At 35.8% G+C, this 15,647-nt stretch carries 14 protein-coding genes; 13 read left to right on the top strand and 1 reads right to left on the bottom strand.

The genetic code is table 11. The features are described 5' to 3' along the window. Position 1: 1 nt before the first annotated feature. Positions 2–1,312 (bottom strand): tRNA (N(6)-L-threonylcarbamoyladenosine(37)-C(2))-methylthiotransferase MtaB, encoded by a 1,311-nt coding sequence (gene mtaB / locus HMPREF9455_RS00320; protein ID WP_006797560.1) that lies wholly within the window; start codon positions 1,310–1,312, stop codon positions 2–4. Between the two features lie 691 nt (positions 1,313–2,003). On the opposite strand from mtaB, the gene HMPREF9455_RS00315 reads away from it, so the two are divergent. The 13 genes from HMPREF9455_RS00315 to HMPREF9455_RS00255 all read left to right on the top strand — a co-directional run bounded on the left by HMPREF9455_RS00315 (position 2,004) and on the right by HMPREF9455_RS00255 (position 15,647). Continuing rightward, positions 2,004–3,671, top strand: a complete 1,668-nt coding sequence (locus tag HMPREF9455_RS00315; RefSeq protein WP_006797559.1) for an AMP-binding protein — start codon at positions 2,004–2,006, stop codon at positions 3,669–3,671. 175 nt (positions 3,672–3,846) lie between these two features. Further along, positions 3,847–4,074 carry a hypothetical protein gene (locus tag HMPREF9455_RS00310; RefSeq protein ID WP_006797558.1) on the top strand — a complete coding sequence of 76 codons (228 nt, stop codon included), beginning with the start codon at positions 3,847–3,849 and terminating at the stop codon, positions 4,072–4,074. Between the two features lie 178 nt (positions 4,075–4,252). Continuing rightward, positions 4,253–5,116 carry an ABC transporter permease gene (locus tag HMPREF9455_RS00305; protein ID WP_006797557.1) on the top strand — a complete coding sequence of 288 codons (864 nt, stop codon included), beginning with the start codon at positions 4,253–4,255 and terminating at the stop codon, positions 5,114–5,116. Between the two features lie 18 nt (positions 5,117–5,134). Beyond that, positions 5,135–6,418, top strand: coding sequence for an ABC transporter ATP-binding protein (locus HMPREF9455_RS20910; RefSeq protein ID WP_006797556.1), 1,284 nt, complete (start codon positions 5,135–5,137; stop codon positions 6,416–6,418). Positions 6,419–6,632: 214 nt separating this feature from the next. Then, positions 6,633–7,397 (top strand): cytidylyltransferase domain-containing protein, encoded by a 765-nt coding sequence (locus HMPREF9455_RS00295; RefSeq protein WP_006797555.1) that lies wholly within the window; start codon positions 6,633–6,635, stop codon positions 7,395–7,397. Then, entirely contained in the window at positions 7,394–8,449 is a 1,056-nt protein-coding gene (locus HMPREF9455_RS00290; RefSeq protein WP_006797554.1) for an N-acetylneuraminate synthase family protein, read from the top strand. Before HMPREF9455_RS00295 ends, HMPREF9455_RS00290 begins: the two co-directional genes overlap by 4 nt. 25 nt (positions 8,450–8,474) lie before the next feature. Next, a complete protein-coding gene (locus HMPREF9455_RS00285) occupies positions 8,475–8,942 on the top strand; it encodes a KdsC family phosphatase (RefSeq protein WP_006797553.1) in 468 nt (155 codons plus the stop codon). A 55-nt stretch (positions 8,943–8,997) separates the two neighbouring features. Beyond that, a complete protein-coding gene (locus tag HMPREF9455_RS00280) occupies positions 8,998–10,383 on the top strand; it encodes a hypothetical protein (RefSeq protein ID WP_006797552.1) in 1,386 nt (461 codons plus the stop codon). A gap of 15 nt (positions 10,384–10,398) precedes the next feature. Beyond that, entirely contained in the window at positions 10,399–11,532 is a 1,134-nt protein-coding gene (locus tag HMPREF9455_RS00275) for a glycosyltransferase family 4 protein (RefSeq protein WP_006797551.1), read from the top strand. Continuing rightward, positions 11,522–12,637, top strand: coding sequence for a glycosyltransferase WbsX family protein (locus HMPREF9455_RS00270; protein WP_006797550.1), 1,116 nt, complete (start codon positions 11,522–11,524; stop codon positions 12,635–12,637). Before HMPREF9455_RS00275 ends, HMPREF9455_RS00270 begins: the two co-directional genes overlap by 11 nt. A 5-nt stretch (positions 12,638–12,642) precedes the next feature. Then, entirely contained in the window at positions 12,643–13,569 is a 927-nt protein-coding gene (locus HMPREF9455_RS00265) for a glycosyltransferase family 2 protein (protein WP_006797549.1), read from the top strand. Between the two features lie 4 nt (positions 13,570–13,573). Beyond that, complete coding sequence (locus HMPREF9455_RS00260) at positions 13,574–14,416, top strand: glycosyltransferase family 2 protein (RefSeq protein ID WP_006797548.1); 843 nt, start codon at positions 13,574–13,576, stop codon at positions 14,414–14,416. Between the two features lie 4 nt (positions 14,417–14,420). Beyond that, positions 14,421–15,647, top strand: a complete 1,227-nt coding sequence (locus HMPREF9455_RS00255; protein ID WP_006797547.1) for a glycosyltransferase — start codon at positions 14,421–14,423, stop codon at positions 15,645–15,647.

The raw sequence follows: 15,647 nt of genomic DNA, 5'->3' as shown, positions 1-15,647 counted from the left end.
CTTAATTCTCTACCAGTGCTGTTTTTACTTTATTAAAGTCTCCTAAGGTAACTATTTTTATTTCATTTGCCTTACTTGCCTGATATGGCGTCTCTATTTTCACATAATTCTCGGTAAATCCGTACATCCTATCATCATGCTGAGCATGCTCAAACAGGACTTTTCTCTGCGTACCCTGTTGCGACCGGTAAAATGCTTCCAGCTTATTATCCGATAAATCCAGTAAGACTTTGCATCGGGCATGTTTTGTTTTCGGGTCCACCTCGTGCTCTATCTTCAAGGCTTGTGTATTCGGGCGTTCAGAATATGTAAAGACATGAAGCTGGGAAAAATCAAGACCTTCCAGAAACTGTTTGGTCTCCTCGAAGTATTCATCCGTCTCTCCCCTTGTACCTACAATTACATCCACCCCGATAAAAGCATCAGGCATTATCGCCTTTATTTTCTCCACTTTGTGACGAAACAATGACGTGTCATACCGGCGGCGCATCAACTTCAATACAGCATCAGAGCCTGATTGCAGCGGAATATGGAAATGCGGTGCAAAACGTTTCGATTTTGACACAAAATCTATAATCTCATCCGTCAGCAAATTAGGTTCAATAGACGATATACGGTAGCGTTCAATACCATCTACCTCGTCTAAAGCCTTTATCAGATCAAAGAATGTCTCCCCTGTCGTACGCCCGAAGTCTCCGATATTCACTCCAGTTAATACAATTTCCTTTCCTCCTTTTGCTGCCACTTCCTGCGCCTGTTTTACCATACTCTCAATAGTGCCGTTACGGCTACGCCCACGTGCAAAAGGTATAGTACAAAATGAACAGAAATAATCGCACCCGTCCTGCACTTTCAGAAAGTAGCGGGTACGGTCGTCTTGCGAACAGGAAGGGACAAAGGACTTTATTTTATTTGTTTTCGATGTATGCACTACACCCTTGTCTTTCTTCTTCAACTCATCCAGATACGCGACTACGTCGAGCTTCTGCTCCGAACCCAATACAATATCAACACCCTCAATTCCAGCTATATCCTCAGGCTTAAGCTGGGCATAACAGCCCGTCACTATAACATACGCCCCGGGATTTTCTTTGATCAATTTACGAACGGCCTGACGGCATTTTTTGTCGGCAAACTCGGTAACCGAACATGTATTTATTACGCATATCTCCGCAACTTCCCCTTCTCTAGCCCTGCGAACCCCCACCTGCGAGAGTTGCTTCCCGATAGCGGAAGTCTCGGCAAAATTCAATTTACATCCTAATGTGAGATAGGCTGCTTTCTTATTTTCAAATATCGAATTATCTATCATTGTATTTAGCTTTTTGCTGACAAGATCGATTGTCAGCTTCAGTATTGTATATCTAAAAAACTATAAAATCTTATATAAACAAAGTAACTGGTTCAAACTATGAGCCACCTACATGTTAACTATTAATCTGTGAGAACCTCCATTAAATTAACCTTATTTTGCAATATATAGTTAAAAGGTAACAAAAGTAACAGTATTTAGCTATTAGCCGTTAGCTTTTTTTGTATCCCGTCTACTCGTACCTCTTTCAAAAAAGGTAACAAAGGTAACACTATTTACAGTTAGCAGTCATCAACTTGTATCTCGTACCTTCTCTACTTGTACCCATTTACTCACTACTTATTACTTAAGACTCATTACTTGCTAAAAAGTAACAACCAACGGTCACAGGAGCGAAGCGTATGTAAAAGTAACACCAAATACTAATTTCTCTTTTGTTACTTTTCTCCAAACCTTCAAAGAACCATAAATTAAACAGCAGAAAATATCAGGCTGTTTAGTATATAGATAAAATCTCGTGAAAATCATACATTCCTCTGGCATTAAATCATATAGAGCCAAATTCGAATGAACCCGAAATTTAAAAGAGTACAAAATTACAACAATTGTCGCAATTTTAGTGATAAAATACTTGTAGAATATAAGGAGACTATTTATTTTTGCACAAATTCACCTAAAATGAGCAATCTTCATGATTAAAGAGAACCTGATCGATTTATACGCCAATAGCTTCAAAAACAACTGGGAATTAAAGGGATTATCCGATTATTCAGAACAAAAAACATTATATTACAAAGACTTAGCTTATGAAATAGCCCGTATACATATTATACTGGAAGAAGCTCAAATAAAGAAAGGTGACAAAATAGCCCTTATCGGGAAAAACAATATACCTTGGTGCGTTACTTACCTGGCTGTCATCACATATGGCGGCATCATAGTGCCTATCTTACAGGATTTTCATGCCGACAGTGTGCAGCATATCATAAATCATTCCGAAGCCGTCCTCTTATTTTCGAGTAGTCAGATATGGGATTCTCTCGATGAGGATCACCTACCCAAAATACGAGGGGTCTTCTCGGTGAACGACAGCAGTTATAAATGCCTCCATGAACAGAAAGGCGAAAAACTATCGCTTATTGTCGATTCGTTAGACGAAAAGATGAAAAAGAAATATCCCGACGGATATAAAAAAGACGATGTAAAATATGCCAAGGTAGATAACTCAGAACTTGCACTTATTAATTACACTTCAGGTACAACAGGATTTAGCAAAGGAGTAATGCTTTCGGCAAACAACCTAGCCGGGAATATCACACATGCCCATTATCTGAAACTTTTATTCAGGGGACAAAACATAGTATCATTCCTGCCTCTAGCCCATGCCTATGGCTGTGCCTTCGAATTTCTTTACTCCCTTACCGAAGGCTCTCATACAACCTTATTAGGAAAAGCGCCATCTCCAAAAATACTAGCGGAAGCCTTTGCTGAAATAAAACCCCATCTGATTATTTCCGTACCCTTGGTTATAGAAAAGATATACAAAAAATCCATACTTCCAAAAATAGAAAAGCCCGCCATTAAAATGGCTCTGAAAATACCGATTGTAAGAGATCAGATATATTCAAAGATACGAAAGGGCATGATGGAAGGACTTGGCGGTAACTTTCATGAGGTTATTATAGGAGGAGCCGCTTTGAACAAAGAAGTAGAAGCCTTTCTGCACAAGATAAAATTTCCGTTTACTGTAGGTTATGGTATGACCGAATGCGCGCCTCTCATTTCATATGACCACAATTATGACTTTATCCCAACCTCATGCGGTAAAATATTAGACAATATAATGGAGGTAAGGATTGATTCCGACGATCCTTACAATACAGTGGGAGAGATACAGGTCAGAGGGGAGAATGTAATGATGGGATACTATAAAAACGAAGAGGCAACCAAAGCTGCATTTACCGAAGACGGATGGCTCCGAACAGGCGATCTGGGCACAATAGACAGCAACAACAGGATATTTATCAGAGGTCGTAGCAAAACAATGTTGTTAGGCCCAAGCGGACAAAACATATTTCCGGAGGAGATAGAAGCCCGATTGAATAATATGCCGTTTGTACTCGAAAGCCTTGTCGTAGAAAGGAACGGGAAGCTGGTTGCATTAACTCATCCGGATTATGAAACAATGGATGCCGCACATGTAGAACAGGAAATGCTTCCGGCTATCATGGAAGAAAACAGGCACAACCTGAATAAGCAGTTGGCCAGTTACGAAAACATAACAGCAATACAGATATATCCTAGCGAGTTTGAGAAAACTCCTAAAAAAAGCATAAAAAGATATCTCTATGAAAACTAAATAGTTATTCAACAAAATTAGACTTAAATGCATAATTTTGGAAGAAAATAAGAAAAACACTAAAAAAAACATAATTATGCTATACAACATGTAAAGAAATATATATATCTTTGCATCGTGTTATCAGAAATAACTCAAATACATTTACCGTTTAAGTTTTAATAGAAAAGAAAAAATGAAAAAATTAGTATTATTTGCTGTTGCTGTTATTGCAATCTCTTTCGCATCATGTAGTAATAAAGCTGCTGAAGAAGCTAAAGCTAAAGCTACTGCTGACTCAATCGCTGCAGTTCAAGCTGCTGAAGAAGCTGCTGCTAAAGCTAAAGCTATCGAAGATTCAATCGCTGCTGCTACTAAAGCTATTGAAGATTCAATTGCTGCTGCTACTGCTCCAAAGAAATAATCTGAGCTATAACAGCTAAAGATTACAGAAGCCTGTATGAGTAAGACTCATATAGGTTTTTTTTATTAACTATTTATCGGTAATATTCACAATCAAAGGCAGTTATTTTAATAAATAATTGAGTAAAAATAACTATCTTTGCACGCTGATTAATAGAACACAAACAAAAACATAATAAATGGAATCTGAAAAAGAGCATTGGGATATAATAATAAAACCTCGCGATAACAGCTTCTCTTTGAACTTCGGTGAAGTATGGAAGTATAGAGACCTCATAAAGAGGTACATACATCGTGACATTGTAACAGCATATAAACAAACTGTTTTAGGCCCTCTCTGGTACATTATTCAACCTTTGTTTACTACAATTATGTACATGTTTGTTTTTGCAGGAATTGCAAATATTCCGACAGACGGCTTACCTCAGCCTTTATTTTACTTATCGGGAATTTTGATATGGAACTATTTTGCAGAATGCTTAGGCAGAGCTCAGGGTACATTTCTTGGCAATGCGGGCGTCTTCAGCAAAGTGTATTTCCCCCGGATGGTTGTACCTATTTCGGGTGCCATATCCACAATGTTGAAACTGGCTATACAGGTTGTTACTTTTGCAGTGATCTACCTATATTTTCATTATGCTGAAGGGACAAATATAGCACCCAATATATACATATTATTATTCCCTCTTCTGATATTAATGACAGCTTGTTTCGCCATAGGAACAGGCATCATCATCTCTTCTATGACAACAAAATACAGGGATATGGGTATCCTCATTGGCTTTCTGGTTTCATTGTGGATGTATATAACCCCTATAATATACCCTTTGTCGATAATGTCAGAGAGATATAGTGAATACAAGTGGATTATTGCATTGAATCCCCTAACTCCTATTGTGGAAACCTTCAGATTTGCCACGATGGGTACTGGTGAATTCTCGTGGGCTTCACTTGCGTATAGCTTTGGCGTCACCGTGGTTGTATTGATTGCCGGGATTGGGATCTTTAATAAAGTTGAGAGAAACTTTATAGATGTAGTATAATAATAAATAAAACGAAAAATGTCGGATATAGCAATAAAGTTTGAAAACGTATCAAAACAATATCGTCTTGGGGTGGTCGGTACAGGAACTATCAGCCATGACCTTAACCGGTGGTGGCATCTTGTAAGAGGAAAAGAAGACCCATACCTGAAAGTAGGAGAGGTAAACGACAGAAGTTCTAAAGCTATAAGCCAATATGTATGGGCGTTGAAAGATATCAATTTTGAAGTTGAACAAGGGGATGTAGTTGGGATTATAGGACGAAATGGAGCGGGAAAATCCACCCTTTTGAAACTATTATCGCGTGTGACTACTCCTTCGACAGGGATGATAAAAGCAAAAGGACGGATTGCATCCTTATTAGAGGTAGGTACAGGTTTTCATCCCGAACTTACAGGTCGGGAAAATATATACATGAACGGATCTATTTTGGGCATGACAAAATCTGAAATAACTCGAAAGTTGGATGAAATTATAGAGTTTGCCGGAGTAGAAAAGTACATAGACACCCCGTCTAAAAGATATTCCTCAGGAATGACTGTACGTCTGGGTTTTGCGATAGCGGCTCATCTAGACCCTGAGATAATGGTCGTAGATGAAGTTTTAGCAGTTGGAGATGTCGAATTTCAAAGAAAAGCTATTGGAAAAATGCAAGATGTAGCCACAGGAGAAGGAAGAACTGTTTTATTTGTAAGCCACAATATGAATTCGGTTAATAAGCTTTGTAATAAAGGAGTAATATTAGAGAATGGATATACTGTTTTTAATGGAAATGTAGAGGATGCGATAGACAAATATGTTAGTGATTATATGATCGATGATGATGCATCTGTTTCTTATATTGCCGATTTAAATGCTCAAAAAGATAAAGATATCATTTTACATGCTGCCGAGTTAATTGATGAGTCTGGCAATAAAATAGACAATGTTATAGATGTACACACAGCCTTTAACCTGCGCTTGCAAATTGAATTTAGAAAAAGAATCAACGCTCCAAAAATTACGTTTCATTTCAAGAATATGCGTGATCAGTTTGTATGGTTTAATGATATCAACGATGTAAACAAGGGGATGGATATTCCTCATGAAAAAGGTTTATATGAATTCATCATACCAATAGAGCAGCCTTTATTGAAGCCTGATACTTATTCTGTCTCTGTCGGTATAACAAACGAAGACAATAGACAAACAAACCATTTTGGGTATATCCTGAAAATGGAAATAGTAGATTTCGCTGGGATCAGGGCTACAAGGGCTGGGTATTTGTATACTGAGACTAAATGGAATATAAAAAATCTTTGATTATGAATATGTATTATTATTTCTATTAGAGTAAGAGCCTGTTTAAATTTTATTCGTTCCGATTTTTAGAATGATTTTTTCTTTTCTGAAGCGCGAATAGCGGGTTATTCAATCTGAAAAAAGGGTAAAATCAGATAAAAAGGGACTGAAAATGAACAAAAAAACTATAATAAAATGTTTTGGTAAAATTTAAACAGGCTCTAAAAATATATTTATGAATCAGACTCGAAATACAAGCTTTATTATTCAAGCACGGATAAGTTCTACTAGATTTTCATCAAAAATCATCTTACCGTTTTGGAATGAGAAATCTATTTTGGATTTATTAATAGAAAAATTGAAAAAGGAATTTCAAGGCATACCTATAATCTTAGCAACCTCTTTAAATAAAGAGAATGATATACTGGAAGAAATTGCATTAAAACAAGATGTTTTAATATATAGAGGAAGTGAAACAGATGTATTATCTCGCTTTATAGAAGCTGCTAGAAAATTCAACATCAACAATATAATTAGAGTCTGCTCTGATAACCCGTTTCTTGATGTAAGAGAATTAGATCGTCTTATTAATTTTGTAAAAACAAAAGATTTTGATTATGTAAGTTTCAAAATTGAAGATACTCCTAGTATTAAAACTCATTTTGGATTCTGGACTGAATTTGTTACCCTTCAAACTTTGGAAAAAATAGAAAAAATAACAACTTCTCCTATTTACCATGAGCATGTAACAAACTTCATATATGAGAATCCTGATAAATTCAGCATTTTTCTGTTGGATCCGAATGAAAAAGTTCGTGAAAGAAAAGATATAAGAATGACTCTGGATACTAAACAAGATTTTGATCTCTTATCTGAAATCTATAAAATATTAGTTTCAAAGTATAGAAATATTGGAATTGATGAAATAATAGACTTTTTGGATAAAAATCCCAAATACAAAATTTCTATGATGAAGCAAATCAAATTAAACGAAAAATGAAAAAACATGTTTATATCATAGGCGAAATAGGACAAAACCATAATGGCTCGGTGGATATTGCCAAACTTCTTGTGGAGTTGGTTTCTCGTCCAGTCAGGGAAGATGTATTCGGTATCGATTTAAAACCTATGGATGCTGTAAAATTAACAAAAAGAGACTTATCCGAAGAATTGTCCGTATCGCAAATGAATAAAATTTACGATTCCCCCCACTCTTTCGGAAAAACATATGGCGAACACCGTGCTGCATTGGAGTTGTCAGACGAGGAGCATTTTGAAGTATACAAATATGCAAAAGAACGAAACCTCGAATTTGTGGAAACACTCTGCTCTATTGGCTGTTTATCACTACTGAAACTTTTCACTCCTGATTACCTGAAAGTTGCAAGCCGCGATTTGACTAATCTGCCATTGTTGCAAGCAATGGCTGAAACAAAAATCCCAATAATACTTTCAACCGGTATGGCTGGAAAGAAGGAATTGGATGATGCCCTTGAAGTGATTACTAAATATCATTCAGGCATATCTATTCTTCATTGTGTATCACAATATCCGACACACCCGCAGAACCTGAATCTCAATACAATCGCTTACCTTAAAGAATATTATGGACAATATTCTATCGGATTCTCTGACCATACAATAGGCATATCCGCCCCCGTTGCTGCCGTTGCAATGGGAGCTGAAATGATTGAAAAACATGTTACAATAGACAGACGGATGAAAGGTACTGATCAGGCCGGTTCATTAGGTCCTGATGGAATCAATAGAATGATTAGGGACATCAGGATAACAGAAATGTCGATGGGAAAAAAAGAATTGTATATAGAGCCTGTGGTTGAAGCCAGCAAATATAAACTGGAACGTTCTATTGCAACTATACGTTCAATGCAGAAAGGTGAAATCATTACCGAAAATGATATTCATTTGCTAAGCCCGGGTGATGGCTTTAAATGGAGCCAAAGAGAGTCTGTGATAGGGAAAAAGCTACTAAACGATATTGCCAGCAACGAGATAATATACAAATCAGCTATATCGGGCGAAAACGGGTAAAATTAATACATTAAAATAGAAGAATATGCTAAAACTTGTTCTCACAGATATCGATGGCGTTTGGACAGATGGAGGAATGTATTATGACCAAACAGGCAATGAATGGAAAAAATTTCATACTTACGACAGCGCAGGTGTACTATTTTGCCATCAGGCAAACATACCCGTTGGGATAATAACAGGTGAAGAAACTGAAATTGTTAAACGCCGGGCCGAAAAACTGAAAATTAATTATCTGTTTCAGGGAGCAAAGGACAAGCTTGGAATAGCAACAAACCTATGTAAAGAGTTAGGAATTAGCCTATCTGAGGTTGCATATATAGGTGACGATATAAATGATATCGAATTATTGAAAAATGCAGGAATCAGTGCATGTCCGAATAGTGCCCCCGAATGTGTAAAACAAGTTGTTCAGATCATTTTGAAAAAAGATGGGGGGGAAGGAGTTTTCAGAGAATTTGTAGAATATATACTATCTGAAAACATCAAATAAATAGCTTGAGTGAGTTATTTATCTTGATTTCTAAATTAGAATAATACAAATTAATATGTACACTACCCGAAAAGAATATCTCAACTTGATTCAACAACTTCAGGAAGCTGTATTTCCTAAACTTAAGAAATGTTGGAGATCAAACATATGGCCCATTGTACAGATTCAGGTCGGATATTATCTTCATTTGATCTATATCGGGAAAATAAATGGAACTGATGTTCAGCCAATCCAAGCATCTATCTTAGATGAAAGAGTAAGTCTCCGGGACTTTAAACTGTTTATCAGATCAGTTTGTCGTTTAATAATCTTATATCCGAAATGGAAAGGTAAATTGAAGAATAAAATATTACTTTCAGGCTTCAAAGCACACAACACAGGTATATATAATCAATACATTGATCCTTATAAAGAAATATTAAAGAAGAATAATGAAGAAAGTGAAACTATCTTTATCGACGATATTTTCTCTGACTATCAGAATGATTTTTATCTACTATGCAGACATTTACATATAGTCATTCTTTTTCTATCGAGAATAAAAAATAAAATATTCAGCAACCAGATCAAGAACATTAAATATAATGCAAACTTAATTAAGTCCTTCTTTACAGAGCAGACTTCTTTAGATGCACACTATATAGAGTCCTTGGTATATAGCAGTGTCGCGGAGAACCATTTTTACTATATTTATTTCAAATATCTATTAAAGATAATATCTCCCCGGAAAGTATGGTGTTATGTTTATTACAACAATCAGCAAAGTGCATTAATAAGAGGTGCTAATTCCTTGAAAATAGCAACGTGTGAATATCAGCATAGTGCTATCTCCGACAATCACTTTGCTTACACTCGCTGGAGTAAAATATATGAATATTCATATCATTTTCCCCATACCTTTTATGTATGGAACGAAGATGATAAAAAGTTAATCATCCGTAATTTTTCCGAAAATTCGTTTCAACCACAGGTAATAGTTTCGGGGAACTATTATTTATTGTCACAAAAAGAAAATACACAGTATATATCAAAAGAAACAAACAATGATATTCTAATTTGTTTGCAAGGAATGTGGATTCCACAATTTATCGAAGATACCATCGCTGAATCCGACACAAGGAAATGGTATATTCGCCTGCATCCCAGATATCCACAGGATAGGCCTCACCTATTATCATTATGCAAAAAATATCCGGACAGAGTTGAAATTGAAGAAGCAAACCGACAACCATTATATGAATTATTCAAAAAAGTATCTACATTGCTTGTTTCATTTTCGGGAACTGCAATAGAAGCAAAAGAGTTTAGGCTAAAAGTAATTATATTTGGAGAAGAAGGCTATAACAGTTATAAAGATTTTATCAATAACGGAGATTTTTCATATGTAGACAGTAAAGATAATTTATTAAAAATCATGGAGAAAAATAAAACAATCTCGTGAATAAAAAGTAATGAAATGAAAATACTTTGTATATCACACGGTAGCACATTAAATGGAGCGGAAAGGTCATTTGCAGAAATGCTCGAGGCTTTTTCCATAGCTGGACATGAACTATATGCTGTATTTCCATATCATGGCGAATTAATAGAATTATGTAAACCGTATCTTAACAGCTTTACAATAGTGCATCAACCTTGGTGGCACGACCATGGTACTGAACTTTCATTAAAAGAAAAGACAAGAAGACTATTTAGTATATTAATAAACACTAGAAATAGCTTACACGTAATCAGGAAGATAAAACCTGACATCGTTATTACCAATTCCTCAGTCATCCCATGTGGAGCTATAGCAAGCAAGATCGCAAGAATAAGGCATTTATGGTACTTTAGAGAAATAGGGAAAGAAGATTTAGGATTTAATTACATTTATGGAAAAAAACTGTCTTTATGGCTAGCTAATAAATTATCGTCAACAATATTATTCAATTCTTACTTTTTAGAGTCTAAATATGAAAAATACATTTCAAAGAGAAAGCGGAAAGTTGTATATCAAGCGGTATCACTAAAAACAAATAACCAATATATAAAGAAAGATCAATCCTGTGATATTTTAACACTGATCATTGTTGGACGTTTTGCAAAAGGAAAGGGCCAAGTACAGGCTTTGCAAGCAGTACATACCTTAATACGACAAGGAGAGAAAGTCAGATTATTATTAGTTGGTGCAAGTCGTGATTCTTATTCAAATCAGATTAAAGATTATATCGAAAAACATGATCTATCATCATACATATTACCTATCGATTTCTCGAAAGATATCAGTGAATATTATTACCAAGCGGATATTGCCCTTGTATGCTCCAGGTGTGAAGCATTTGGCCGCGTTACTATTGAATCTATGAAGATGGGATTACCTGTTATTGCGTCAAATACAGGAGCTAACAGTGAACTTGTCAAAGAAGGTTTTAATGGATATTTATACGAATTTAGTAACAGTAAAGATTTGGCAAATAAAATTTTAATGTTAAAAGATAAAGATACTAGAAAGATGTTTGCAACTCAAGCTAAAGAGTGGGCTGATATAACCTTTACCATGAAAAATTATTCGTCGAACCTGAATGAAATAATAAATAATTATGAACGATAATATACGTCCCATCGCCATATACCTCCCCCAATATCATCCTATACCCGAAAATGACAAAGCCTGGGGTGATGGTTTTACAGAATGGACCAATGTAAAGAAAGCTAAACCTTTATTTGAGGGACATTATCAGCCTCATATACCAGATAAAAAAACAGGTTATTATGACTTGCGTGATCCAGAAATTATGGTGAAACAGGCCGAAATGGCAAAAGAGTATGGTATCCATGGATTTGCTTTTTATCATTATTGGTTTCAAGGCAAGAGGTTGCTAAATCTACCGATAGATAATATGCTGAACCTAGGTAAACCAGATTTCCCATTCTGTTTTATCTGGGCAAATGAGCCCTGGAGTAAACGTTGGGATGGAAGCGAAAACGAAATTATCCAAGAACAAACATATTCGGAAGAAGATGATTTGAATCATATAAAGTTTCTAATACCTATCTTTAAAGATAAAAGATATATAAGAGTTAACGGAAAGCCCTTATTTGCAATATATAAATCAGCTGATTTCCCTGACATTTCAAAAACTATCCGAATATGGAGGGAAGAAGCCGCGAAAGAAGGGCTGGAGTTATATATATGCCGGATAGACAGATGGAACTCCAATGCGAAACAACAAGTGGTAGATTTAGATATTGAAGCATCCATAGAATTTCAACCGTTAAGCCCGTCCCTCGAACGTTTTCTGAAAAGAGAATGGACTATCGGAGAAAGATTAAGAAATCGTATAAGTAAAATAATAGACAGATATTTTAACGAAAACAGAAAAGTCAATCAAACAATTATCAATATGCAAAAGTTTGTTGATTTTGACAATCGCTATTTTCATACGGATCATAAATGCTACCCTTGTGTATGTCCGTCTTGGGATAATTCTGCAAGGAAAAAAGAGGCTATAATTTTCACCCATTCTTCACCTAAGGTTTTTTATAAATGGATTAAAGGAAAATTAAATAAATTCACACCATATTCAAAAGACGAAAATTTCCTATTTATTAATGCATGGAACGAATGGGCAGAAGGGAATCATCTCGAACCATGCCAAAAATGGGGAAAAGGGTATTTAAATGCCTTAAAAAAGGCGTTGGACGAAAACAAATAGATTTTATGAAAATAATTGTAATAGTAGTCACCTACAATGGTATGAAATGGTATAAGAATTGTTTCGATAGCATAAGAAACTCTTCGATACATGCCGATACCATTGTTATCGATAATAACTCAAGCGACGGCACTGTACAATTTATCAAAGATAATTATCCGGAAATCAATCTGATAGAAAGCAAAGTCAATTTAGGATTCGGAAAAGCGAACAATATTGGGTTAAAGTATGCAATAGAAATAGACGCTGACTTCGTTTTTCTCCTGAATCAGGATGCATGGGTTCGCCCCGACACAATTGAAAAACTCGCAGTAAAACTGGAAGAAAACCTCGAATACGGGATATTGAGTCCGGTACACCTGAATGGAAAAGAAAACGAATTAGATGCTAACTTCGCTGCTTATATTCGGCCTGCCGCATGCTCAAATCTTATTTCTGATTTTATAATAAAGGGAAAGGCCGAAGACAAGATTTATCCTGTCAAATTTGTAAATGCAGCATTCTGGATGATTTCAAAAACATGCCTTTTAACCATCGGTGGATTTGATCCGGTTTTTCCTCATTATGGAGAAGATGATAATTATATCGGGCGGGTCGAATATCATGGTTTTAGAACGGGAATTTACCCTAAAGTATATGGGGTGCATGACAGGACGTTCAAAGGCAGGAAATCATTAAAAGAAATCAAAGACAGAAAGTATATCTATCATTTGATTATCCTGACAGGTATTTATATGCCTTTCCGAAAATGCATATTCCGTTCTTTCTATTATCTGTTTATGGAGTCTTTGGGCCATTTATTCCATTTGGCATATAAGGATATATGGATTAATCTTTGCGTTTCGTTAAGACTCATAAAGACTATCCCGAAAATATTAAATAATCGCAGAACTTCGAAAGTAAAAGGTTTAAGTTTCTTACCTGAAAAATAAGAGTATGGATAATCAGCCCCTTTTTTCTGTTCTCATAGCCAATTACAACAACGGCCGCTTCCTTGCTGAAGCCCTGGAGAGTGTTTACAAGCAATCATATAACAATTGGGAAGTTATAATCGTGGACGATCATTCAGATGACAATTCATTTACGGTATACAATCAATTAAAAAATGATGAGCGTATAAAAATATACTGCAATAGTGAAAATCAGGGAGCCGGATTTACAAAAAGAAAATGTGTGGAAATGGCTTCAGGAAATATCTGTGGATTTCTTGACCCTGACGATGCACTAACCGATGATGCACTGAGAAAAATGGTTAATGCCCATCGGGATAATCCAACTGTATCACTTGTCCATTCTATATCATATCACTGTGATGAAAATCTGAAAGTAATCAAGACGAATGACGCACCTAAACAAATTGTAGCGAATGACCCGTATTTCCTGAACATGGAAAGCGCCATATCACATTTTTCTTCATTCAAACGAAATTTTTATCAAAAAACCGAAGGTATAGATCCATATTTACAAAGAGCGGTAGACCAAGACCTTTACTTAAAATTGTATGATGTGGGTGAAACCTATTTTCTGAATGAAGAATTATATTACTACCGCATACATAATTCAGGAATATCCACCAACGAAAATATAGGCAAGGCCTACTTTTGGCATTGGGTTGTAATTATCAATACCGGAAAAAGAAGAGGGATGAATTATGAAGACTTATTTTGCAAAAGCCTCGCTTCAAAATCCGAATATGATAAGTTGGAAAACAAATACTTGAAACTGCGCAAATATGAAAAGCTTAATAACTTATTAGGAAGCATAAGACGTAAATTCTAAATAAATGAAAATCACCCACATATCAACAGGAATAACGGGTGGTGGTGCAGGGATCGCCACGCTCAGACTTCATCAGCATCTGATGAAGGAACCGGGCATACAGTCCGAGCTAGTCCAACGTTTTCCTATCGATCCTGAATTTGCTATTGCAAATAATATTCATACAGTCGGTACAGGGCGTTCCCTTATAATAAGGGCTTTGAAAAAATATAACCTACATGCAGAACACTTTCATTGGGTAAAACTAAATAAATATCCTAAGAATTATGAAATAGCTACGTTTGCAACAACATCATACAGGTTAGAACAACTGCCCATCATAAAAGATGCTGATATCATCCATTTACATTGGATTTCGGAGTTTCTCAATTATCCTACTTTCTTCAAAAATATAACGCGTCCCATTGTATGGACGCTGCATGACATAAATCCGTTTATGGGCATGTTTCATTTCGAATCGGATAGGATCAAAAACATCGAGAGATATGGTAAAATTGATAATCAGGTACGAAATATCAAGATAAAAGCCATTAATAAAAACAAGAATATCCATATAGTCTGCCTTTCGGAATGGATGAAGAAAAAGTCCGAAGCGAGTGCTGTTTTCTGCAATTACCCTCACTATTTGATACCCAATGGACTCGATTTTTCAAACTACCCGGTTATAGATAAAACCTATGCTAAGCAGAAGACAGGAATCAGCACTAATCTGAAAACTTTCATAATAGTAGGGGCGCATCTTAGTAACATACAAAAAGGATTCCCGATGTTTTTTGAAACTATAAATAAGATGGAACGCAACGATTTTCAGATAATATCAGTAGGCCAACTACCCGATAGTATGAAAATAAGGTCTGGTATCAATCATATTCACTTCGATAAGATAACCGATATATCAGCACTCAATCGATTATACTCTGCTGCCGATCTAACCGTTATACCGTCAAAAGAAGACAACTTACCCAATGTCATGCTCGAATCATTTGCAAATGGTACTCCTGTTATAAGTTTCAGCAATGGAGGTATGGCAGAACATATAAAAACCGGGGAAAACGGAATATTACTCTCTGAAACAGGGGTAGAACCTTTAACACAGGGACTTAACGATTTCTTAAATAATAAGTATACCTTTGAGGAAAAAGCAATCAGGGATTATGCCGTAAATACATTCTCCGATACATTACAGACTCAAAAATATATACAATTATATAAAGACATACTGAGCAGATAA

This window comes from Dysgonomonas gadei ATCC BAA-286 (genome assembly GCF_000213555.1).
Lineage (GTDB): Bacteria > Bacteroidota > Bacteroidia > Bacteroidales > Dysgonomonadaceae > Dysgonomonas > Dysgonomonas gadei.
This window is presented reverse-complemented; position numbering and strand designations above follow the sequence as displayed.